Source organism: Alistipes sp. i18-0019-D1 (assembly GCF_042852885.1).
Lineage (GTDB): Bacteria > Bacteroidota > Bacteroidia > Bacteroidales > Rikenellaceae > Alistipes.
In genome coordinates, this window is the sequence record NZ_AP031424.1 from 638,658 (window position 1) to 662,645 (window position 23,988).

Below are 23,988 nucleotides of genomic sequence, written 5' to 3' on the forward strand. Positions count from 1 at the left end.
CTGTCCGAAGGATGAAAAAATTGCTATTCACACTCCTCGGGCTGGCGGCGTCACTGACGCTGCCGGCCCAGGATTTCAGGATTACGCACGGCCCATGGCTGTGCGACATGACCACCGACGGCGTAACCGTCCTGTGGACCACCGACAAACCCGCACTGTCGTGGGTCGAAGTGGCCGAAGACGACGGACGCAGTTTCTATGCCGCCGAACATGTCCGTCATTACGAGACGGTCGCAGGCCGCAAACAGGCGCACAAAACGCTCCACAGCGTGAGGCTGAAAAACCTGCGTCCCGGAACACAATACTGCTACCGCATTTTTTCGCAGCAAGTCGTCGAATGGAAACACGGGGACAATGTCCTCTACGGCAAAACCGTCGCCAGCGACGTTTACAGGCAGGCTCCGCTCCGGTTCCGGACATTCCCGGCCGCCGGAACCGACTGTTCGTTCCTCATCCTGAACGACATTCACGGACGCGCCGACGAGATGTCTGAACTGTGCCGGGAGGTCGACTTCCGCAAACACGACTTCGTGATGCTCAACGGAGACATGTCCAACAGCACCGAAAGCGAGGAACAGTTATTCAGGGATTTCATCGACGCTTCGGTAGGTCTTTACGCTTCGGAGACCCCGATCTTCTACAACCGCGGCAACCACGAGACACGCGGCGTATTCGCCGACCGCCTGCTCGACTACTTTCCGACGCGCGACGGTCGCTACTACCAGCTCCGCAAGGTCGGATCGGTTTGCTTCCTGTCGCTCGACTGCGGCGAAGACAAACCCGACTCGGACATCGAATACGGAGGACTCGCCGACTACGACGCTTATCGGCGCGAAGAGTGCGAATGGCTCCGCGAGGCGGTGGCGTCCGAGGCTTTCCGCAATGCTTCGGCACGCGTCGTCTTCCTGCATATCCCGCTCGACGCCGGCACATGGCACGGCAGCAAACACCTGCGGGAACTGTTCCTGCCGATCCTCAACGAGGCCGGCATCGACGTCATGTTTTCAGGCCACACGCACCGGTACGGTTTCCACCCGGCGGACAACGACACCCGTTTCCCCATCGTGGTCAACGACAACCAGAGCTACGTGCAGTGTGACATAACGGCCGACCGAATTGCGGTCCGGATCATCGGCCCCGGCAGACACGTCACGCATACGCACGAATTTCCGCTCCGCTAACCGGAGCAGGCGAACGAAAAAAGGGCAGCATCTCGCAGGATGCAGCCCTTTTTCCATTTTTCAAAGGAAAAGTCGCAGGAAGCCGCTGCGGCCGAGCCGTAATCGGAGTTTTGCCAATGCCGAGCCGATATGCTTCTCGACGGTCTTGACACTGATGTTGAGCCGTTCGGCGATCTCCCGGTTTTTCAGCCCCGTCATGCGGCTCAGCAGGAAGACCCGGCGGCATTGCTCGGAAAGGCCGGAAATGCAGAAATCGATCTCATCGCTCAACTGCGACAACTGAAACTCCTCTTCGATATGGTCGGCGACAAGCGTGCGAATACAGGTATCCAGCCCGTCTTCGCCCGGCTCCCCGCCCCGCCATTTCCGGGAGCGCAGCAAATCGATGGCGCGGTTCTTCACGGCAACGGACAGCAGCGGCTGCAACGGCCTGTCGAAGTCCACCTCCGCACGCCGTTCCCACAATGCAAGAAAAACATCCTGTACGATGTCTTCCGACGCCTTACGGTCATGGACCATCTGAAAAGCCCGTGCACACAAGGATTCATAGTGATCGAGGAATAACTGCTGAAAATGCGCCGAAAGATTCTCCACTGTTTTCTCAAAATAAGCCGGAATAATCCAAGCCATCATATCAAAGATAGTGATAATTCGGGAAACTGCAAAATTCAGGCTGTCTGTATCTTTCAAAGTTCGGATTTCGAAACCGTTCCGCGGGATAGGAACACAAAAAAGGCAGGACCCCGAAAAGGGTCCCGCCTTTCATTTATCCTGCCGCCGTTACCTCCCGGCAATGCGGCAGTATCTGTCGTAGCGTCCTATCACGTCGTTCACGTAAGCCAGCGTCTGCCGGCTGCCGGTGAATCGTCCGCATCTGACCACTTCGTTCTCGTAGAATTCCGGCTCGGCCTTCAGCGTAAGGTACCGGGCCACGACCTCCCACGAGTTGGGGTTTTCTCCGTTCAGGCGGGCCAGACGGCGGGCGTCGTTCACATGGCCGATACCGCTGTTATACGAGGCCAGGATGATGCTCATGCGGTCCTTTTCAGGGGTCCCCTCCGGAAAACGGAGCGACGACATGATCTTCGACATCAGCTTGTTGGCCAGCCAGATATTGGTCTCGGGATCGGTGATCTCGGCCGCGGGGACGTCGAACTGGCGTGCCACCGAGGGCATGATCTGCATCAGGCCGCGGGCCCCGCTGCGCGAGGTGATGTCGGGCGTGAAACGCGATTCGTGGTAAGCGATGGCGCTCATCAGGCGCCAGTCGTGGCCCTCCTCTTCGCTGATGTTGCGAATCAGATTGTCGTAGGCCGAAATGACGTAACTGCCCTCGGGGAGCAGCGAGTGGTGCATCCCGGCCAGTTCGTTCAGTGCGTCATCCGTCGCGGGAGCGCTGAACTGGGCGTTGAAGCCGTAAAATGTCGTAAGAATGGTTAAGAACGCAAACGTTAATACGGTCTTTTTTAACATAAAAGGTTGTTTTGCGGGCAGCTTACACCGCGCAGAACAGCACGTCAATCATAGAATCCCCACGAGATACCGATTTTGAACATGCCCGGATTGAGCGGATAGCGAGCCGCCGAGAAATATTCTCCGTTACCGAACAGTCCCTTGTTCACATGCTGATATTTCAGGAATATCCGCATTCTCTTCCACTTTCCCATGACGAAAGCGTCCATGTAGGGGTAATTCCCCGTCTCGACCTCCCGTTGGTTGTAATACACCGACAGTGCCGGATTGTAACTGGGCGCATAATACCTGGTATTATAGCGTCCGTCCAGACCGATCTGCAGGCGCAGCACATCGCGCACGACCCAGAATTCGTAGTAATACGAAAGGAAGGCGCTCAAAAGCGGAACGGGTACAACATCTTGATCCGTACTCCACTGCAACAATACCCTGTTGTCCAAATGAAGTCCGCCTAAGCGGAAATCTTTGCGAGCATACACACTCGTGAGGCTGACGTTCCCGCTGTGCTGGGCGACGTTGCTGTCCGACGCATAGTAAATCTTGTCGGAGACGACTCCCTGCCATGCCCCCGCTTCGAACGCGAAATCGGGAACCGAAAACTTGACCTCGAACCGAGTTTCATTCTCCTTGCTTAAAGGAGTGTTCCATATATAATGGTTAGAGAATAGATTCTCCTGCCAGTAGTTCGGCGAACGGCGGTCCATCGAGAACCGGCCTTCGAGAATCAGGGGGTGTCCGCGGAGATAGCCTTTCAGCGCGAGGTGCGCGCCGATCGAAAGGTCTCCGCCTCTGTATCCCGACGGGTAGAAACGAAGGTTTCCGTCCCAGTCGACATATTTTTTTATCTTTCCGCTGACGGAACCGTAGAAGAAGTAACTCGTCTTGTTGACCTTCGTGTACTTCCCCGTCAGGTAATCTTTCAGTTCGAATTGCGAGTAGGTGTGCATGTCGATGCCGATGCCGGCGTCGAGCGTTCCCACGATCCCGTTCCGGTCCCAGGGCTGCGCCTGCACGAAAAAGCGGTTCGAAATGTTCCGCTCGTAGATCGAGTCGCGCGTCTCCGCAGGGTTGATGAACCAGTCCTGGTAGTAACTGAGCGTGTCGGCCACGAAACCGCCGTTCTCGTCGCGGTGGGCGCGTTCGTTGATGTAAGGCTCGTTCTTGTCGGTGTAGACCTTACTCCACGAACTGTACTCGAACGAATGGCCGATGTACACCGCCGAAAGATTCGCCATCGAGAAATCGCTCTCCGTAAGCCGCTGCAACGGAATGCCGTAGGACTGCGTGACGAAGAAGGCGTTGTTGCGGTAGAGGTTCTTGGCCTCGGCGTCGGCCAGGCGCATCGGCACGCCCGAAGGCATTTCGAACGTCGTGTCCGCAATGGCCCACTCGCCGACCACGCCGCCGTTCTCCTGCTGCTCGATGTGGTTGTTGTAGTACCCCGCATGGACCGAATACCGCTTGCCCGTGTGGCTGATAGCCACCGAAAGGTTGTGGTTCTTGGTCCGCGACCAGACGTACTGGCCGCGCGTGCCCCGCGCCTTGTAGTCGATGTTGAATCCCGTCGTCGGGGAGATGTTCTGCGCATGCATGATACCGAAATTCTCCTCGCGGAAACGCTTCTGCCCCGACTCCGCGTAGTTCATCCGGATCATCGGCCTCTTCGTGTTGTAGAAGGGCACGTTCTCCATGTTGTAGGTGTAGGCGTAGTAAGGACTCGCAAAACTGAAGTCAAAGAACTGCGGACGCCGGAAATAGTTCAGCGGCAGCGACGTCTGGCCCAAAGCTCCCTGGGCGATGTCGCCCACGTCCTCCCGGTAGAACGGATAGTCGATCCGGTAATCGGTCAGCGTGGTGTCCAAAGGCCCGATCTCGACGCGGTTGAAATCGCGGCTCACGTGCCATTTAAAGTTGTTCAGCGCGCGGATCGAGTCACTGAAAAAATAGGACTCGAGCGGCTTGCGGATTTTCCGTTCCTTCTTGGTGGTGTCCTGCGGCTGCTGGTTCTCGCCCTCCTCGCCTTCGGTCTGCTCGTAGGGATTGCTGCCGTAGAGGTTACCCGTCTGGCCGTTGCGCTGGGCGCGCTGAAGGGTTTTCGCATCGAATCCCTGGGAACGCACCGCGGAAGGCGCTGCAAAAAACAGACCGAGCAGGAGCGTCAGCAATATGCGGTTCGAAAATCTCGACATGTCAGCCAAAGAGCGGAAATCCGCGGCAAATATAATTAAAAAAATTTAAATACACAACTATTCGGCTTTCCCACAGCCTTTTGCCCGGCAGGCAAGCCCCCGTACGAGCGAAACGAGGATATACAGCACGATGATCGCCGGCACGGCGTAAGTGCGCAGGAGAACGGCTGCCACAACGGCTGCGGCAATAAATCCGTAACGCAGTTCGTTTCCTTTCCAGCCGAAGCCGTGGAACTTGAGGGCGAACATCCTCACGTTCGAAATCATCAGCAGTCCCACGACCACGGCAATGGCCGGAATCGCCTCACGCGGAAGTTCCAGCCCATCGGTCTCGAACAACAGCCCCAGCGAACCGCAGAGCATCGCCGCCGCCGGGCTGGGCAAACCGCAGAACTCCGTACGCTGCGTGTCGTCGATGTTGAACTTCGCCAGCCGCAACGCGGCACAGGCCGTAAAGACGAAAACGATCAGCCCCGGATACCCCGCAGGCAGCCAGACGCCCGGAAACCACTGATAGAGCGAATACATGATCGCCGCGGGGGCCAGTCCGAATGAAATATCGTCGGCCAGCGAATCGAGTTGCAGCCCGATGGGCGAACTCTGATTGAGCAGGCGCGCTACGAAGCCGTCGAAAAAATCGAACACGGCGGCCAGAACCATCAGGCCGAAGGCCAGTTTCAGGTCGCCCCAAACCAGCGCCGAAACCACCGCTACCGTGCCGCAGAGCAGGTTCGAGAGGGTCAGCAGATTGGGTATCGTGAAGAGTCTGATTTTCATTGCCGGGGCGAAAATTTAATTTTCCAATAGGCGGCAAAGTTACTAAAATATTTTTATCTTTGTCGAAGTTAACTCCATATAATAACTCATGGGAAGCAATAAATATTGTGTCATCATGGCGGGCGGCATCGGATCGCGCTTCTGGCCCAAGAGCCGGCAGTCGATGCCCAAGCAGTTCCTCGACATCCTGGGGACGGGTAAATCCTTCATCCGCCACACCTACGAACGCTTTGCAAAAATGGTTCCTGCGGAGAATTTTCTCGTGGTGACCAACGACAAATACAAGAATCTGGTTCTCGAACACATTCCGGAAATCGGCGAGAGACAGGTGCTCTGCGAACCCGTGGGCCGCAACACGGCCCCCTGCGTGGCCTATGCGGCCTACACGCTGCTGAAACGCAATCCCGATGCCGAGATGATCGTCACCCCGGCGGACCACCTGATCCTCAACGAAGACGATTTCCGGACGATCATCGCCGAGTGCCTGGCCTTCGCTTCGGAGCACGACGCGCTGATGACCGTGGGCATCAAACCCACGCGTCCCGACACGGGCTACGGCTACATCCAGGTCTCGGACGACAAGCCCATCAGCAAGGTCAAGTGCTTCACCGAGAAGCCCGACATCGAACTGGCACGGGTGTTCCTGCAATCCGGAGAGTTTTTCTGGAATTCGGGCATCTTCGTGTGGAAGGTGCACTCGATCGTCGAGGCCTTCGAGAAATACCTCCCCGAGCACCACGCGCTTTTCAGCGGCGTGATGCGCGCCATCGGGACCGACGCCGAACGCAACGTCGTGGAGATCGCCTTTTCGGAATGCCGCGCCATCTCGATCGACTACGGCATCATGGAGAAGGCAGACAACGTCTACGTCCGCTGCGGCGAGTTCGGCTGGAGCGACGTCGGGACGTGGGGTTCGGTCTACCAGCATTCGCGCAAGGACCGCTATGCCAACGCCGTACCCGAAGAGGGATGCTACCTCTACGAGACCCGCAGTTCAATCGTTTCGCTCCCGAAGGAGAAGATCGCCGTGATCAGCGGGCTGAAGGAGTACATCGTCGTCGACACGGACGACGTGCTGATGATCTGCCCCCGTTCCGAGGAGCAGAACATCAAGAAATTCATCGACGAGGTCAAGTTCCACAACGGCGACAAACATATCTGATTCCTCGTCCAAAAACGGGGTAGCCATGTTAAAAAGCAAACCATTCCATGTGGTTTGCTTTTTTGTATCGAGAAATCCGGATCAACGGCAGCGCCGGTCCGGACCTGATTCATTTTTCACCGCTCCCCGACCGCTCCTTCACATGGCTTACGAAATATTTGGGTAAGACCCCGAACTGTTTTTGGAAGCATTTGGCAAAATACGATGCCGAATTAAATCCGGTCATATAACAAATTTCATTGATCCGGTATTCACCGTCCAACAACAATTCGGCCGCCTTTTGCAGCTTTATCAATCGGATAAAGTCGTTAGGAGGCATATGCAGCAAGCCCTTGATTCTCCGATGCAGATTGGAACGGCTCATCGCCATATATCGCGCAATGTGGTTAACCGTAAGATCCTGTTCGGATATATTGCTGTTTATAACGTCCGTCAACCGATTCAGGAACAGCTGATCCGCTTTGTTCAGGCGGTTCGGATCCACGGAAAAACAAGTCCCGATAAGCGGGGATTCCCTGAACTGCGACCGATTTTCCAATATCGTAGCAATCTGCGCCATTAGGTAATCGCTTGAAAAAGGCTTCTCAATGTATGCGTCTGCGCCGGCATCCAACCCGGATATTTTGGATGCCGTGTCCGATTTGGCCGACAACATGACAATCGGAATGTGCGAATAATTCTTTCGGGCTTTCAGAAACTTACACAACTCAAACCCGTCCATTTGAGGCATCATCACATCGGTTATGATAAGATTCACATCCTCATTGTCCAGTATTCCGAAAGCTTCATCGGCATTGTCAGCAACGGAAACCTTATACGATTTCGACAACAGCCGTCGCAGGAAATCCAACATCCCCTTATCGTCGTCGATAACCAGCACATGATATAATTGTCCGTCGGTTTTGGGCCGCAGCGGAGCCGGCATCTCCGGAACAGGATTCGTTCCCTCCCCGCATTGCGAGATATTCGTTTCGACCGTGGCGAGACACACTCTCCTCTGCCAGGGAAGGTCCACGACGAAACGGGATGACGACGCATCCGAAAAGACCGAAATGTTACCCCCATGCTGCTCTACCAAATGTTTTACCAACGACAAGCCTAGTCCGGTTCCGCCTTTAGCGTCCCCTTTTATCTGGAAAAACGGTTCAAATATTTTCCCGAAGTAGATTCCGGGAATAGCATCGCCGTCGTTTTCTATGGAAATGACGACCCGGTCCCGTTCCGAAGCGACCTCAAGGCAAAGCCCGACCTTATTCTGCGCATGTTTCACGGCATTGTCCAGCAGATTGCACACAATCTTGGTCAAAGCCTCTTCATCCGCATAAAGCACGACCGGATCATCGGGAACCGAGACGACGGACCGGATTCTCTTCTGCTGCATTTTCTGGGAAAACTGCAGCATACACTTTTCCAGCAGATCATTCAAATTCACATCCGACCGATTGAGCGCGAACCCCATACTGTCGATTTTCTGAAAATCGAGCAGTTGATTCGACAGGTTCAGCAGCCGGTCGATATTGGCCCCCATGATTTTGAGATTCTCCTTATAATCCGAAGGCTTGATCCCCGGACGGATGATTTGTTCGTAAGGTCCCCGGATCAATGACAACGGAGTCCTTATTTCATGTGTTATATTCGTGAAAAACGCGATCTTCGCCCTATATTCCTGCTGTTCCTGTTTCCGCTTCAACTCCTTGATCTCGAAATCGCTCCTTTGTTTTGTTTTACGCACATACCAGCTAACATACAACCAGATAATCACGGCTATGGACAACACGTACACGACATAAGCCATCGTAGAGGCATAATATGGCGGACAAATCTCGATTTCAAGCCGGGCCGGCTGATCGTTCCACATTCCGGTTCCATTGGCTCCCCGGACCTCAAAAACATATTTCCCGGGAGGCACATTGGAGAATGTCACACTCGGCTGCTTTATTTCAATCCAGTTGTCAATATAGTTGCGCATGATATACCGGTATTGATTCCGGCTGGAGGCATCGTAGCTGAGCATGGCAAAATCTATGGTGAACGAAGACTGGTCATATCGGAGTTTGATTTTATCCGTATACGGCATGGAAACATTCAGCGGGGATCGCGGGCCGCAGATTTCGGAGGACCGGTCGTTCAGTTTCAAATCGGTCATTACGACAGGAGCGAGATTGCTGCTCGTTATGAACTGCTCCGGAGAAAAACTCACAAAACCGTTGATCGTACCGAAATAGAGTTTACCGTTCAAATCCCTGAATCCCGATTTATAATTGAATTGATTGCTGGTCAGACCGTTACCAGAGGTATAAACTTTCAGGTTCCCCGATAAGGGTTCATAACAAACCAGACCTTTGTTCGTGCTGATCCATAAATTTCTATTTCTATCCTCGATCACTTTGTACACGACATCGTTCGGAAGTCCGTCCCGGGTCGTATACGCCTTCAAAGCGCCCGAAGAAGGCGTATAGCGCACCATACCCCGCCCTTCCGTACCGAACCAGATATGAGAAGCGCTATCCTCATTGATACTGATAACATGTTTGAGAAGACCTTCATCCCCGCATTCCACCTGTCCCCACTTCCCCGTATAGGGATTATAGGTAATGACTCCCCGATTATATGCGGCAAAATAGATGATCCCGTCGTCTCCCTGGTAAATATCGTATATAAACAAATTTTCAGGAATCTCCTTTACGAGGTCGAACGTTCTGTCTCCGGGATTAAACAGGCATAGCCCGTAAGTCAGCCCGACCCAAATGCGACCGTCATGATCCCGGAATATCGAGAAAATACTGTCGTCGGGAAGTTTTTGCGAACCCGATGCGACAATCTCATTCGTTTTCAGATCCATTATATTGAATCCTCCGAAGAAAGTCCCGATATAGAGCCGGTCGCCATCCACACATAATCCGTGTACGTTATCGCAGGAGAGACCGCTGTTACGGCTGTTGTATTGAGTGAATTTTCCGGATACGGGATCAAAACGGTTCAGTCCCTGATCTTCGGTCCCGATCCAGATGATACCGTTTTCATCCTGAACGAATTCCCGCACGGCCTTCCCGCTCAACTGATCGGAATCGCCGATGGGATAAAACTTATCGAAAATCAACGACGACGAGGGCGGAAGATAATTGACGCCTCCGAAATACGTTCCGATCCACAAGGCTCCCTCCTTATCGCAATAAATGGAATATACGGCTTTACAGGACAACGAATAGGGATTTCCCAATTCCTGATTTATGTGCCGTGTTTTCCTGGTCACACAATCATATATGTATATGCCGTTTTCAGTCCCGACCACAATTTCCCGGCTGTTACGGACAAAAATAGCCCTCACGAACAAATCCCCGCGTCCGGGATCCAAAAGCAACGGCCGACAGGTTCCCATATAAGGATTAAATGAAAACAGACCGTCTTTCATCGTACCTATAAGCAGTCGATTCTGCTTGTCCAATACAATCCGGCTGACATCCGAAAGTCCTTTCAGGCGGTGGCGGATGAACCGATCCGTTTCCCGGTCGTACCTGTCCAGCCCTCCGTTCTGGCTGCCCACCCACAGATTACCGTCTCCGTCGAAACACAGGTCCCACACATGGATCGAGCTGAGCGAAGTCGTGTCACCCGGAACCGGTTCATATAATTCGAGGGATTCATCCCTCCGATCATATCGGAAAACGCCCTGCCAGTTAACCCCGATCCACAAATCGCCCGCCGAATCGCATTTGATGGAACTGACTTCCCGGGAAATCACATCGCCCCTCTCCGTCGCCACGTCGAATTTGCGGAAATTTTCGGTTTTCGGATTATAAATGTAAACTCCGACATTGGTCCCGATCCAAATCCGGCCATCGGAATCTTCGTGCAATACGCGGATGAAATTATTCCCGATCGACATCGAGTCAGCCGCATCGTGTTTGAATACCCGGAACCGGTAGCCGTCATACCGCGTCAGTCCGTCTTTCGTTCCCAGCCAAATGAAACCGAGATGATCCTGCAATATGCAACACACCGTATTCTGGCTCAATCCGTCTTCTACCCCAATATGTGTAAAGTACAAATTATTGGGGAGTGTAACCTGCGCCGACAAATGCGTACAATAAAGCAATACGACGAATAATACATTGATGAATTTCATATCGAGAAAGTAGATGACAGACTTTAGAGACAACTCCAAGACATATGGGATTCGCAGAAATCGCAAGCAGATTATTTAATTTAAAATTATAGCTTAATTTCCTAATTTCAAAATCCGATTCTGTCAAAAAACAACCCAAATGTCCAATCACAGCCCGAATTCAAGGTAAAATCCGCCGTTGTCGACATCCATAACACTCTTTGGTCAGATTGTAGCATGCGACGTCCCGGAACGACTTTATATTTGTAACAACCGCTATCCGGCCCTCCGAACTTCAACAACGAACCATTATGAAACAAGTTCTCATCGGCATCCTCTGTCTGACAGTATCACTTCACGCCTTCGGACAACGGAACTACAACGGACCGTATTCCGGCAAATACCTCGACCGCGTGGCATTCCCGATCGGAGGGATGGGAGCCGGCATGTTCTGCCTGGAAGGGACCGGTGCGGTCTCTCACATGTCCGTACGCCACCACATGGACTTTTTCAACGAGCCGGGCATGTTCGCAGCCATCCATTTGAAAGGCGTGAAAAACGGCTCCAAAGTCCTTGAAATCAAATGTCCCGACTGGAAGAAATTCGGTCGTCCCAACTCCGGCCGCGGAAACGGACAGACACTTCTCGGCATGCCCCGCTTCGACAATGGACAATTCACATCCCGGTTTCCGTTCGCCGAGATTGCCTTACGGGACAAAGACATACCCATAGACATTCGGATAACAGGCTGGAGTCCCTTTATTCCGACCGACGCCGACAACTCCGGCCTGCCGGTCGGAGCCTTGGAATACACGTTCACGAATACGTCCGACGAGGCTGTCGAGGCCGTATTCTATTACGGCGTCAACAATAATTTCATGTCCGCAAAGCATAAGTCGGCGGCAGCTTCGATACTTCCGACTGCTACGGGCTTCATCCTCACGCAGGAGGCTGTCCCCGACGGCAGGGAACCATGGGTCGAAGGCCATTTCGCCATTTTTACCGGGGACCCGGCGACAGTCGTCAACCACTGCTGGTTCCGGAGCGTATGGTTCGACCCGCTGACATTCGCATGGCGGGATATAAGCGAGGGGAAACTGACTTCGAATCCACCCTCGAACGATGCCAAAGCGGCTTCGCTGGCCGTACCGCTAAAGCTCGGACGGGGAGAAAGCAAAACCGTAAAAGTACATCTGGCATGGTACGTCCCCTCATCGGGCAACCATATCGGAGGCGACGCCCGCAACGACCGGGACCGGGGTCCCTGTTACGATCCGGCCGACTACGAGGAAATCCCGTATTATTATAAACCCTGGTATGCCTCACGGTTCGAAAGCATCGATGACGTCATCGCATATTGGAGAACGCACTATGACGATCTGCGAAAAAAATCGGAACTTTTTGCGGATGCTTTCCATGCATCGACACTTCCTCCGGAAGTGACGGAGGCCGTAGCCGCCAATCTGTCCATCCTGAAATCCCCGACCGTAATGCGGCAACACGACGGACGGCTATGGTGCTGGGAAGGCAATAACGATTCGAGCGGAAGCTGCCACGGCACATGTACGCATGTCTGGAACTACGCCCAGGCCCTGCCGCACCTGTTTCCCGACATGGAGCGCACTCTGCGCGAAACGGAATTCATGGTCGACCAGGACAGCCGGGGACATCAGACATTCCGGGCGAATCTTCCGATCCGTCCCGTCGAACACGGATTCCATGCCGCATGCGACGGCCAGTTGGGAGGCATCGTCAAAGCCTACCGGGACTGGCGTATCAGCGGGGATACGGAATGGATAAAGCGGCTCTATCCGCTGATTAAATCGAGTATCGACTATTGCATCCGCACATGGGACCCGAAAGAAAAGGGTATCATCGAAGAACCGCACCACAATACATACGACATCGAGTTCTGGGGACCGGAAGGCATGAGCATGAGTTTTTACGCGGCGGCTCTCCGCACAATGGTCGAATTAAGCAAAACGTTCCGGGACGATCCGACCCGCTACGAGTCGCTGCTGCACAAATGCCTCGCCTACATGAACGGGAAACTGTTCAACGGCGAATATTTCATTCAGGAGATTCGCTGGACCGACCTCCAGGCTCCGGACCCCACGAAACAAGAACGTTATTACCGCGGCTATTCGCCCGAGGAAACAGCCGTACTTATGCAGGAAGGGCCTAAATACCAGTTCGGGAAAGGCTGTCTCTCCGACGGGGTCATCGGCGGCTGGATGATCCGCACCGCAGGGCTGGACGATCCGATGGACCCCCAGAAAACAGCCTCGCATTTGCGTTCCGTACACCGGTACAACTACCTGCCCAGCATGAAAAACCATGCGAATCCCCAAAGGCCGACATTCGCCATGGGGGCCGACGACGGAGGGCTTGTACTCTGCAGCTGGCCGCACGGAGGCCAGCCCAGCCGGCCGTTCGTTTACAGCAACGAAGTATGGACCGGAATCGAATACCAGGTTGCCGCGCACCTGATCTTTCTGGGCGAAACGGAGAAGGGGCTGGAAATCATACGCACGGTCCGGAACCGGTACGACGGGCGAGTCCGCAATCCGTTCAACGAGTATGAATGCGGACATTGGTATGCACGGGCCATGTCGAGTTACAGTCTGCTGCAGGCATGGACGGGAATCCGTTACGACGCCGTCGACAAAACACTTTATGTTGACCCTGCAACAGAGGGCGACTTCACCTCTTTCCTCTCCACGGCAGGAGGCTTCGGCACCGTGGAACTGAAAAACGGGAAACCGGTCGTCACGACCTGCTACGGCAATATCGACATCCGGCATTGCATGCTGCGCGGTAAAAAAGTGAAAGTCCGGACCATTCGCTTATAACACAGAAAAGAGGAGGCCTGCGCCCTCCTCTTTTCCGGCATGAACGGCCCCGAATATCCGTCACGGCAACAACTGCGACATCCTGGCCGCAAATATCGCGGCCATCTTTCGCTGAATGTACTGATCCTTTCCCCGCAACGGATGCCACCCGACCCGCACTCCATTCACCACCTGCGTATCGTCGGCATAAATCAGACTGATCTGCCCGCCCGTGACGGGATGCGGCATATGACGCGAGAATCCGATGTTGGCATCGAATTCCACAAGGGGAAGCCCCCACTTCGCAGCCAGTTTCCGCACGCTTTCATTATAAACCGTGCGCGCATCGTGCCAGTGCGTACACAGGACGATCAAAGCCGGCTTACCCGATCGGGACCGGTAGTACTTCGAATCCGGGTCGTCCCGCAGATTGTAACAATCGGACATATACCGTTTGATGACAAAATCGAACCCTTCCGCATAATTTCCCGTTTCCAGACAGGAAACGCATTCCTCCCAGCATTTACCTTTACCGAGGTCTTCGCTGACGTACACATCCCTGTCATGGACCTGCATGATCACCAGCGCATCCATCCGTTCGAGTTCTTCACGGGAATACAACGTACCGTCGAGCATCATCTTCACGGTGGATAAAACGGACTGCCCGCCGACGGCCCGGTTGATCGGCGTCGCCCCGATATGCCCGCAGCCGGTTTCGAACCAGGTATTGGAAGGCGACGCGAAAGAGGCACCCGTCAATACGAACGTGTATCCCGGATTTTCATCCTGCCCGCAGACAGCGGCCGGGTAAAACAACAACAGAGCGATAGACGCAATAAAATAACAGAATTTCATAACTCGCAAAATAAAAAAACGCCCGGCAGCCATTCCTGCCGGGCATTCCGGTTTCACAATGTCAATAGCACGGCCTCACCGTTTCCTGCACCTCGGTATAATCGCCCGAAGCGTTGGTGATCACCGTATACTTCAGGTCGAACGATTTCGTTGCCGGATCATATGTACTCACCGTTCCGTCCGTATTGGTCAGGGTCCATGAATAATTGCCGTAATACCCCACCAGATCGACCGTATTGTCTTCATTTATCGTGAGCCGGAATAAATTTACGGCGTTCGTTCCCCAGCCGCCGATAAAATTGCAGTCGTACGTATTGTCATTCGCACGTTGCAGAATCTTTCCGTAATTGGACCATGCAATCGGATTACCGGCCTTACCGCCCGTATATTGGACACGCGAGCCCGTGGAAACATAGGTCAGGAACTGCTTCGCATACCGTTTGGGAATCGTATCGCATGCACCTTTTTCGGGAATATAATAACAGACCACCTCGAACGAAGAATTCTCGTCCCCCAGCACATTGCCCACATCGTCGAACTTCGTCACCAAAGCCTGATTGGTCGGGTCCTTCTTCGAAGTGACATGTATCGTTTCCCGTTTTCCCGTCGATTTTTTCGTATAAACAATCTCCGAGCAGACATTCAGCATATCCGCATCTCCCCAGACTATCTCGATCGAATTACTCTGCGTCTCCGCATTCGGCGTGACCGCAACCGACGAAATGGCGCGCTGCCGCAGACCGTTCATATAGGCATCGCCATATACATGGCCCGAAACGGTCTGGGTCATGGAATACAGGCCCTCGACATTGCGGTTATACACCTCGAAATTGAAATTCCCCTCCCCGAGGCCCTCTATGAATACAGAATCTTTCTGCATTCCGGGAGTCGTCCTTACAAAAGGTTTTACAAGCGAATCCTGCCTGAAATTCCAATAGATGACGGTGCTGTCAATCTTGGGGTCCGAATTCATATACCAGCTCAGCATCGTCCGATTAAGGCCGCCATGAGCTTTCAGCGAATCGACCCGGCCGATATAGATTTTTTCCGGCCGGCCGGAATATTGCTCATGGATGCTGTCCATATCTCCGCAGGCAGTCACCGCCAACGAAGCCGCTGTCCCTGCCAACAAAATTCCAAATATGATTTTCATAGTCTAAAGTCTTTTATTTCTGGGGAACCGTATTATCACCGTACATGCTGAGCTCGGACAACATGAAATAATCGTTCAAAGCCCGCGGAGGATATATATCGGGTTGTGAGCCGGCCCCGCTCCACGTACGGCGTACGACAAACCGTATATAATGAATCGGTTCGGCATCAATGGGGAAATCGAAGGAGAAGCCCGCTCCGCAGGCCGCCAGAAATATCTCCTGCTGGTTGGCTCCTTCCGGCACATCCGGCTTCACGATCTCGAATTCACCGAGGCATTGCCAGTCGTTCTTCCAATGCTCTTTCGCGACCGGATCGCCGCCCTCTTCCGGTTCGTCGAATTCCGGAATATCCTGCCAATAATAATCATGCCCGGAGAGCATCTCCGTTTTCAGCGCGGAGGTTCCCCACACTTCGAAATTACGCACGTTGATGCTTCCGAACGGTTCCGATGCGGTCCGCAAACGGGGATACAGCACAACACGGCTCATTTTCATATGCTCGCCCAGATCGATGGTAAACATGTGTCCGTTTCCGAATTTGCTGCCGGACAGCCAGGCGTCCCCACTGGTACTGATGGACGTGTGCCAGGTTCCGTTGCACACATTGGAAAACGCCCAGGTATCGCTTACGACATCACCCGGCAACCTGACGCGGGAAAACGGCTTTTTCGACATCGTCTCATAATAAGGCGTCGTAGTCAGTTCCAGGGTATCGGACGTGTTCCCCCAGTTATCGATCAGACACGCACCGAACGTAGCCTCTTCGGCCTCGAATCCCCGGAACGTCTCCTTCACCTCTTCGAGCCGGGAGAAACGGTATTCGTTATCCCGGAATTCGCCCGTCTCATCCTTAACGAGGAATGCGACTCCGACCTCCGTGTTGAAGCGGTTCTTCCAGAAAACCGACACACCGCCGAAATCGGTCACGATCGAAAGCGTCTGCCGGACGAGGTAAAGCGGAGCAGTCAGGGGTTCGAACGTCCGGACGACGGGCTCCGATTTGACACCGTTCCGGGCAACGGTGTAGAAGGTAACCGTTACCGGATCGGTCGTAGCAAATCCTTCCATACGAATGGTATTGCTGTAAACCGACGATCGTTCGACGCATTTCTTACCATTCCGTTCATACTCGGCCATGACATACATGACCTCTTCGGAATCCGGGATCGAATACGTAGCAATCCCGCCTCCGTTAATCGGCGTTATGACATAATCTTCGATCACGGGAGGCTCCGGACCTGCCGGGCCTTCATCTCCGCTGCATCCGGACATCGCCGTCAGAGACGCCGAACACATTAAAAACACTATCGCTGCATATATCCGTTTCATATCGATTCTTTTTTTCATTACCACCCGAACGTCTGTTCCAGATTTCTGTTCACAAGCAAATCATTGAGGCTTACTGGCCACAGATACTCCTTAAACGATACCGAACGGCCCGTATACACCTCTTTCCGGACATAATAGGCTTCGGCCTTGCTTCCAAGGTTATCCCACCCATAGGTTGCCTGGGACCAATGCTGCTGCGCTGTTTTCCACCGGCGCATGTCCCAAAAGCGCTGGCCTTCGAAAGCCAGTTCGATAAGCCGCTCCCGCCGGATGATCTCCCGCATATCCGCCTTGTACTTGGGCCGATCGGGATAATTGGAATACTGGTTCCAGGCATTTACGACCCCTTCCAGACCGTTTACGGCCCGCACTCTGTCGATCCACTTGTAAACCTCGTCATCCGGTTCGTCCTTCACTTCGTTGAGCGCCTCGCTGTAAAGCAGATACAAATCCGCCAACCGTAGCAACGGCATCCGATAATTATAACCGCTGTACACGGGTCCCGTGGACTGGCCCTGGCTGGCACTCGTCTCGAATGCGACGAGTTTCTTGACCATATACCCCGTAACAGAGCCATTTCCAGGTTCCCCGTATCTCATTTTGAGCATATTGAAACTGGCCCCCGCATTCGAAGTCGTGGTCGTCAGTTCATAATAGCCCCGGTCGAAACCGAGACTTCCGTAAAATCTCGGCTCCCGTTCCATATTCAATTTCGCCGTGATTTCATTGACCCCGACAAAATGTCCGCTGAACGTGCCGGCCTTCACAATGTCGAAATTATAGCGGTCGGCATAGGGCCACGACTTGTCTTCATCAATGGGGACTCCGTTGCTCGTATAGAACAGTTCCGCCATATTCGCCGAAGCGGACATCTGACCGATCTCGGAACGCGTATCCTCGCTGAAAACCTTGGCCATCAACGTCCGCTGCATATTCCCATACGACGGGAAAGCCCCGAGTCCCGAACCTTTCCCCTGGCCGAAACTTGCCGTAGACACCCAGACCTGTCCCGGATTCCATCGTTCGGTCACGGCCTTGCGGACTGTCATGGATTTAGCCTGCTCGTCGTCCATGGCCATCGACCCGGTAAATTTGCTTTTATCGAATTCATAAAGCGCGTGTCCGGCAAAATGGCACGTGTCGATCGCTTCTTTCAACGCATCCGCAGCCCGTTCCCACTTTTCCCGGCTGAACGTCGGAGAGACCAGATGCTTTCCCCGGTTATCGGTCCAATTCGCATAGTCCGAATTTCCGTTGAACAACGGGCTGGCCGCGAGTACGAGGGCTTTGGCCCGGATTCCCAGCGCGATGCTCTGCGTAATGCGTCCGTCATCCTGAATAGGGTTGGGCGGGGTCGTCGGCAAATCGGGTGCGGCCTCCTCAAGCAGGTTCACGATGTAATCGATACATTCGTCCACGGGCTCCCGATACACCATCGTCTCTTCAGCAGGGGTCGAAATATCCAGATTTTTGTCGACGATGGCGACCGGGCCGTACAAAGACACCAGCCAATAATGATAGTAAGCCTTCAGGAACTTCACCTCGGCAATCCATCGTTTCCGCTCATATTCCGGAATATCCTGGGGCGTGCCTATTCCTTCCAGAAAAATGTTGCAGTAACGGATCGCCCGATACATTGTCGGCCAATAGTTCTGCTTGGGACTGTTGGCATTTTGCTGCCCGTTCGCTATGGCATACGCAGCAGTTCCGACAATCCAGTGCATGCTGCCGATCTCAAACTCGTCGTGGCTGGTAAAATAGGCCGGATAATCGTATGGATTCGTCGGGTCCGGCAGGAACGAATAACAGGTAAAAAGCGCCTTTTCGGCCGCCGCCCTGTTCTTGAAGGCGTCTTCGATCGTCGGAGCGTCGTCCGGCACGACATCCAGAAAATCACAGGCCGTCATCAAGGTGATAGCACCCAGAAGCGATATAAAGTATCTATAATGTTTCATGGTCGTTTTCTATTAAAAATTCAAATTCAGGCCAAGATTGAAAACCCGCTGAAGAGGATATCCGAGACCGTTTCCGGCCATTTCCGGGTCCCACATCTTAAAGTCGGACAAAACGAACAGGTTGGTCGCATTGAAATAGATCCGCGCCTTATCCATCTTCACCTTTCTGGTCCACTTCACAGGCAGCGTATAGCCGACTTCGAGTTTTTTGAGTCGCAGGAAAGATCCGTTCCGAAGCCACCAGGTGCTGTTCACCGTATTATTGGGCACTACATCATCGGCCAGTCTCGGCCATAAAGCGTCCAGCTTACGGTTGTCCTCCGACCAATGGTCGTCGGCATAATATTTCAGCAAAGCCCGCTGCCCGTTATTGAGGAACGGCGCCGTCTGCGTCGGACTGATCATGAATGAAGAGCGGCCCGATCCCTGGAAAAAACAGGAAAAGTCGATACTCTTGTAACCCAACGAGAAGCCTACGCCGTACACGACCTCGGGGGCTGTCGGGAATCCGATCGGAACCATATCGTTGGAATCGATCACCTGGTCGTTGTTAATATCCTTGTATTTGATGTCTCCGGCCCCATACTGAATGCCGCTTACCGACGATACGGTCTGAACGGGAGAATTCTTCACATCTTCGTCGTCGATGAAAAGACGCTCGGCGATATACCCGTAAATCTGATTGATCTTTTGTCCCACATGCGAACGCCAGGGCGTATCGGAAAAATCGGCCTCTTCATATTTGGTATATTTCCCGATCGCATACGTATAGTTGAACATCGCCGTAAGCCAGAAATCGGGATTAAAGGACTTGTTGAAATTCACCGAGACTTCGAAACCCTCGGAGTGCGCCTCGCCGACATTGGAGGTCGGCGTATATCCCAGCCCCATGGTGCTCGGTATGTCGGCCCGCGTCTGAAGGATGTTCCTCCGCTTGTCAAAAAAGTAATCCGCCTGAATGTCCAATGCGTTCCAAAGTCCGAGCTCTATGCCGAAATCCGCCTTCCGGGCAATCTCCCACGTAATATCGGGATCCGCATAGCGGTTGATGGCGATTCCGGGACGCGAATAGGTCAGATCCGTTCCGAATGTGTACCCGCCGGCCTTCATGTTTATATTCGACAAATAGAAAAACCGGTCTTTGAGATTTCCGATCTGGTCGTTTCCGACAAGTCCGTAAGTCGCTTTCAGTTTCAGTTTGGTCAGCACTTTTTTCACCGGCTGCATGAATTTCTCGTTGGAAACCATCCAGCCGAGACCGATCGACGGGAAAAATCCGAACCGATGGCTCTTTGCGAATCGTTCGGATCCGTTATAGCCGAAATTGCCCTCGACGAAATAGCGGGAATCGTAACCGTAAGCGAGTCGCCCGGACAGCGAAATATTCCGGTTCGGCAACGACTCGTACAACGACCACACCTCCGTAGTCGTGGCATTCCGGATCGTACCGACCAACATTGCCGTAATATTGTGTTTCTCCGCGATCGTCTTGGTGTAATTGGCGCGAAGTTCCCCGTACAAGGTCGAAGTCACGTATTTGTTTCCACCGTTAAAATCGAGGTATTCGGTTCCGTCGTCGGGATTGAGCGACTGCAACCGGTATTCGTTATTGGGCAGCCCGGCGACGGGGGCGTAATAAAACGGCACGAATCCACGCTGCAAATCATAGTACGAGTCCCGCTTCAGATTGAAAATTCCCGACAACACCAATCCCTCCAGCGCATTCTCGAACGTATGCGTCAATTCGACCTGGCTCGTCATCATCGAAGACGAACTTTTCTTGAATCCGCTCACCATTTCAGCATACGGATTCGTATAGACGAGTTTGCCGTCCTGGGTCTGATTTCCGAAAAGGGTATGCGTCGTATGGGTGTGCTCCTCATCCGGCTCATAAAAAGGAAGAAACATGACCGGAGTGGCATTACGCGCCGCGCTGAACATCTCGCTACCCTCCTTTTTGGGTCCCGTACGCTCATCGAACGTCCCGTAGAAGCGAATGACCGCCTTGGTCCTGCGCGTCAGTTTGATGTCGACATTCGAGCGCAGCTGAAACCTGTTCAGCTTGATATTGTTATCGAAATTATTCCGGCTGTCCTCCTTCAAAATACCCTGATCCCTCAAAAAATTGGCGGACAGATAATATTGTACGGCCTTACCGCCTCCGGTAATGTTCATGCTGTAACGCTGATTGATGGTAAAATCCTTCATCATGTAATCGTACCAATCGACAGACGGATAAAGCACCGAATTTCTTTTAAGCTGCGTATTCATTATCTTCGCGGTAGAATAGGGCATCATCTTTTCCGCGCCCCATCTTGTCCTCACAGCCTCGTTGTGCAGTTTCATATAGGTAACCGGATCGGCCAGTTCCACGAGGCTCGTGTTCATGGAGGTCGAGATCTCGGCCCGGACCGAAAGCCGCACGCTCTCTTCCACACCGCGCTTGGTTGTCACCAGAATAACTCCGTTCGCACCGCGTGCACCGTACAGAGCCGCAGCGCTGGCATCTTTCATGACCGAAAAACTTCCGATGTCGTCCACATTGAGACGGGCCAGATCGGAGGAACTCATTTCGATTCCGTCGATCAGAATCAACGGGTCTTTTTTACCGGCGCCGAACGAAGTCACTCCGCGAATGAAAAATTCGGCGTCGTCGAGTCCCGGCTCGCCCGAACGCTGGTACGCAATCACACCTGCCAGCTGACCGGCAAATGCACTCGTAAGGTTGCTGGCCGGAATACGCAGTTTCCCGGGATCGACGGTCGACACGGATGCGATCACGCTCTCCTTCTTCTGCGTTCCGAAAGCCACAACCACGACATTTTCAATTTCCTGCGAATCGGGCTGGAGCACCACGGCAAACCGGTCGGCCTCCTTCGCTTTGATCTCTTGGGTTTTATAACCCACATAAGAATATACGACGATATCTTCGGTATTCACAGTCAGTTCGTATTTACCCTCCGAATCCGTGGTAACGCCCTTGGTGGTACCTTTTATCGTAATGGTGACGCCCACCAGCGAAAAACCGTCGGGATCGACTACCCTGCCGGTCAGTTTCATCGATTTCGAACCCTGTGCGGAAGCCGACAAGGCGAACAACAAAGAGAGACAAAGGACCCGGAAGGCCGCTGTTATTGGCTTTCTTTTCATGGATTTATGTTTTAAAAATCGAATTAATCGTTCATCGAATGGGCATCCATTCCATGAACTGCATTCATCGTATCCTCCTGGCTGAGGTAAATGAGTATGCCGCGGCGCACTCTTTTGAAATAGGAAAAATTGCTGTCATAATTGTCGAAGTTCATGACAATGGCATTGATGTATTCGCGCGCCTTGGCCGGATTTTTCCGCTCCAGCATTTTCAGCAATTCATAATCATAAATGCCGTCCCTCATCGCTTCAAGCCGGATCGAAGAGTATAGTTTGCGGTATCCCGGATAGGTTATGTTGGCATCGCCGGCCGGAAGTTTACCACGGTCGCGCGAAGCGTCGGACGTCAGCGGGTCGCTGCCCCAGAAATTCAGTCCCCAGTGAAGATAGCCGACAAGACCGTATTTGTAATTGATCCAATGCAGAATACGGGTTTGCACGAGCGGCTGTTCCAGGAAACGGTTGGCATAATTCCCCCGGGGACCTACACAGGTGTAGAACCAGATTTCTTTCCCCTGTTTTTTGAGATCCTGGTAGAATTTCCAGTCCCGGTGTATCACGTCCAGCACCGGAACCCACACGTCGATCGTTCCGGCAAGCTCCTTGGAAGTAAGCACGGCGTCGAAGACAGGAACCCCCGGCAGGTGTTTTTTCACATATTCGCTGATTGCCCCGTACGACGGCGCATTCCGTGCCGTCGGCTCGTCGGCAATATGCTGCATGTAGCGGCTATACCACCCTTTCTCTTCGAGATGGGCTTTCAGCGCGGGCAGATACTGATCCAGATAGTTCTTCGTCCGGGGGTCCGTGATGGGCAGAATCACCCGGCGCAGTCCGTTTTCCACCTTATTGGGAGCGGCCGTCCCTTTGTATTTCCGGGTTTCCTCGTTGTCCGGAAGCAGAATCTCGACATGGAACGGTTCGTCCCAGGCGCCGGAGCGCCAGGCGAGATGCCCGCCTTCGATTCTCTTCAGAGGGGTCTCTCCCGCCGCATCGAAAAGCTCCACTTCCCGGTCGAACCGGCTGAAGTCGAAGGTATATTTACCGTCATCGCAGGTCGCCAGCACATGCCAGGAAGGATATATCCGATGAACGTTCTGTTTGTGCGAAACCATCATTTGAGCATGGACGCCGATCAGTTCCCAATATAAGTCGCTGTACAGTTCGACCGGAGCCATTCCGTTGAGATAGCTCAATGTCACCGGCGAGGTGTGTGCGGACCAGTTGCTCACCAGAAGCGAAGTCTCCCCGATCGTAACGGGAAAAACCCGCACATAAAACTCTTTGCTCCACGACTGTTTTTTCCGGTCGACCTGTCCTTCTATGACAAGCTTGCCCTTATAAAGGCCCGGTTCCGTATTCCTGGCAATCGGAACGGTGACCCACACCGGCTGCACATCGTTCACCTCCATATCCATTTCGACATCCGTCAGAATCGGATCGGGGAAATAATCCGACGGGGTACGCAGCAGATCCTTGGACGTCGGCTGATACTTCCGGCCGGCCCTTACATATCCGACCCAACCGGTCTGTGCTCCCTCGATCTTTCCGGCTTCTCCGGCAACAGATTCCACATAAGCCCGCATCTCTTTCACCTCCCGGTTGGACTTGATGACCACCTGAAGCGTCGCATATTCGCCCCTGGCGACTGCAAGGGTATCGATTTCATCCACGAAATAGCGCCGGTCCTTGAACACTTTATCCAATGCGTCCACCTGATAAAGATAGAGCACAGGATCTTTCGCGTGCAGGGCTGTCAGACAGCAGAACACGCCGCAAAAAATTAGAATAAGTTTTCTCATACGGTTAATTTTAGATTGGTTAGTG

Annotated in this window: 14 protein-coding genes; 3 read left to right on the forward strand and 11 right to left on the reverse strand. The window is 53.3% G+C overall.

Annotation, left to right across the window (positions count from 1 at the left end; all coding sequences use genetic code 11):
- The first annotated feature begins 11 nt into the window (after positions 1 to 11).
- On the forward strand, positions 12 to 1,181 hold the full coding sequence (locus ACGHP5_RS02565; protein ID WP_390567953.1) for a metallophosphoesterase: 1,170 nt from the start codon (positions 12 to 14) through the stop codon (positions 1,179 to 1,181).
- Positions 1,182 to 1,241: 60 nt separating this feature from the next.
- Here the strand turns inward: ACGHP5_RS02565 and ACGHP5_RS02570 are convergent, their stop codons facing one another.
- The 4 genes from ACGHP5_RS02570 to pssA form a co-directional block, all read right to left on the reverse strand.
- The gene (locus ACGHP5_RS02570) at positions 1,242 to 1,871 is read right to left on the reverse strand and encodes an RNA polymerase sigma-70 factor (RefSeq protein ID WP_295902564.1); all 630 of its coding nucleotides are present in this window, start codon (positions 1,869 to 1,871) and stop codon (positions 1,242 to 1,244) included.
- A gap of 90 nt (positions 1,872 to 1,961) precedes the next feature.
- A complete protein-coding gene (locus tag ACGHP5_RS02575) occupies positions 1,962 to 2,654 on the reverse strand; it encodes a transglycosylase SLT domain-containing protein (protein ID WP_290532115.1) in 693 nt (230 codons plus the stop codon).
- A gap of 44 nt (positions 2,655 to 2,698) precedes the next feature.
- The gene (locus tag ACGHP5_RS02580; protein WP_290532116.1) at positions 2,699 to 4,843 is read right to left on the reverse strand and encodes a putative porin; all 2,145 of its coding nucleotides are present in this window, start codon (positions 4,841 to 4,843) and stop codon (positions 2,699 to 2,701) included.
- Between the two features lie 57 nt (positions 4,844 to 4,900).
- On the reverse strand, positions 4,901 to 5,620 hold the full coding sequence (pssA, locus tag ACGHP5_RS02585; protein ID WP_337756461.1) for a CDP-diacylglycerol--serine O-phosphatidyltransferase: 720 nt from the start codon (positions 5,618 to 5,620) through the stop codon (positions 4,901 to 4,903).
- An 88-nt stretch (positions 5,621 to 5,708) separates the two neighbouring features.
- Here pssA and ACGHP5_RS02590 point away from each other — a divergent pair, with 88 nt between their 5' ends.
- A complete protein-coding gene (locus ACGHP5_RS02590; RefSeq protein ID WP_390567954.1) occupies positions 5,709 to 6,782 on the forward strand; it encodes a mannose-1-phosphate guanylyltransferase in 1,074 nt (357 codons plus the stop codon).
- Positions 6,783 to 6,891: 109 nt separating this feature from the next.
- Here the strand turns inward: ACGHP5_RS02590 and ACGHP5_RS02595 are convergent, their stop codons facing one another.
- Positions 6,892 to 10,908: a two-component regulator propeller domain-containing protein gene (locus ACGHP5_RS02595; RefSeq protein ID WP_337771964.1), complete on the reverse strand. Its 4,017-nt coding sequence runs from the start codon at positions 10,906 to 10,908 to the stop codon at positions 6,892 to 6,894.
- Positions 10,909 to 11,198: 290 nt separating this feature from the next.
- Between ACGHP5_RS02595 and ACGHP5_RS02600 the strand changes: the two genes are divergently transcribed.
- Positions 11,199 to 13,739, forward strand: coding sequence for a GH116 family glycosyl hydrolase (locus ACGHP5_RS02600; protein WP_390567955.1), 2,541 nt, complete (start codon positions 11,199 to 11,201; stop codon positions 13,737 to 13,739).
- Positions 13,740 to 13,799: 60 nt separating this feature from the next.
- Here the strand turns inward: ACGHP5_RS02600 and ACGHP5_RS02605 are convergent, their stop codons facing one another.
- The 6 genes from ACGHP5_RS02605 to ACGHP5_RS02630 form a co-directional block, all read right to left on the reverse strand.
- The gene (locus ACGHP5_RS02605) at positions 13,800 to 14,573 is read right to left on the reverse strand and encodes a DUF5040 domain-containing protein (protein WP_390567956.1); all 774 of its coding nucleotides are present in this window, start codon (positions 14,571 to 14,573) and stop codon (positions 13,800 to 13,802) included.
- 61 nt (positions 14,574 to 14,634) lie between these two features.
- Positions 14,635 to 15,726 (reverse strand): DUF4998 domain-containing protein, encoded by a 1,092-nt coding sequence (locus tag ACGHP5_RS02610; protein WP_390567957.1) that lies wholly within the window; start codon positions 15,724 to 15,726, stop codon positions 14,635 to 14,637.
- Between the two features lie 13 nt (positions 15,727 to 15,739).
- The gene (locus ACGHP5_RS02615) at positions 15,740 to 17,074 is read right to left on the reverse strand and encodes a DUF5126 domain-containing protein (RefSeq protein WP_337756454.1); all 1,335 of its coding nucleotides are present in this window, start codon (positions 17,072 to 17,074) and stop codon (positions 15,740 to 15,742) included.
- Entirely contained in the window at positions 17,074 to 19,011 is a 1,938-nt protein-coding gene (locus ACGHP5_RS02620) for a RagB/SusD family nutrient uptake outer membrane protein (protein ID WP_290532123.1), read from the reverse strand. The genes ACGHP5_RS02615 and ACGHP5_RS02620 overlap by 1 nt, the downstream gene beginning before the upstream one ends.
- A 12-nt stretch (positions 19,012 to 19,023) precedes the next feature.
- The gene (locus tag ACGHP5_RS02625; RefSeq protein WP_390567958.1) at positions 19,024 to 22,161 is read right to left on the reverse strand and encodes a SusC/RagA family TonB-linked outer membrane protein; all 3,138 of its coding nucleotides are present in this window, start codon (positions 22,159 to 22,161) and stop codon (positions 19,024 to 19,026) included.
- A 23-nt stretch (positions 22,162 to 22,184) separates the two neighbouring features.
- Positions 22,185 to 23,963 carry a DUF4091 domain-containing protein gene (locus ACGHP5_RS02630; protein ID WP_337657067.1) on the reverse strand — a complete coding sequence of 593 codons (1,779 nt, stop codon included), beginning with the start codon at positions 23,961 to 23,963 and terminating at the stop codon, positions 22,185 to 22,187.
- Between the last annotated feature and the right edge of the window lie 25 nt (positions 23,964 to 23,988).

Coding starts and splice junctions, on each gene's coding strand:
- ACGHP5_RS02565 (WP_390567953.1), top strand. CDS start 12: ATGAAAAAATTGCTATTCACACTCCTCGGGCTGGCGGCGTCACTGACG.
- ACGHP5_RS02575 (WP_290532115.1), bottom strand. CDS start 2,654: ATGTTAAAAAAGACCGTATTAACGTTTGCGTTCTTAACCATTCTTACG.
- ACGHP5_RS02580 (WP_290532116.1), bottom strand. CDS start 4,843: ATGTCGAGATTTTCGAACCGCATATTGCTGACGCTCCTGCTCGGTCTG.
- pssA (WP_337756461.1), bottom strand. CDS start 5,620: ATGAAAATCAGACTCTTCACGATACCCAATCTGCTGACCCTCTCGAAC.
- ACGHP5_RS02590 (WP_390567954.1), top strand. CDS start 5,709: ATGGGAAGCAATAAATATTGTGTCATCATGGCGGGCGGCATCGGATCG.
- ACGHP5_RS02595 (WP_337771964.1), bottom strand. CDS start 10,908: ATGAAATTCATCAATGTATTATTCGTCGTATTGCTTTATTGTACGCAT.
- ACGHP5_RS02600 (WP_390567955.1), top strand. CDS start 11,199: ATGAAACAAGTTCTCATCGGCATCCTCTGTCTGACAGTATCACTTCAC.
- ACGHP5_RS02605 (WP_390567956.1), bottom strand. CDS start 14,573: ATGAAATTCTGTTATTTTATTGCGTCTATCGCTCTGTTGTTGTTTTAC.
- ACGHP5_RS02610 (WP_390567957.1), bottom strand. CDS start 15,726: ATGAAAATCATATTTGGAATTTTGTTGGCAGGGACAGCGGCTTCGTTG.
- ACGHP5_RS02615 (WP_337756454.1), bottom strand. CDS start 17,074: ATGAAAAAAAGAATCGATATGAAACGGATATATGCAGCGATAGTGTTT.
- ACGHP5_RS02620 (WP_290532123.1), bottom strand. CDS start 19,011: ATGAAACATTATAGATACTTTATATCGCTTCTGGGTGCTATCACCTTG.
- ACGHP5_RS02625 (WP_390567958.1), bottom strand. CDS start 22,161: ATGAAAAGAAAGCCAATAACAGCGGCCTTCCGGGTCCTTTGTCTCTCT.
- ACGHP5_RS02630 (WP_337657067.1), bottom strand. CDS start 23,963: ATGAGAAAACTTATTCTAATTTTTTGCGGCGTGTTCTGCTGTCTGACA.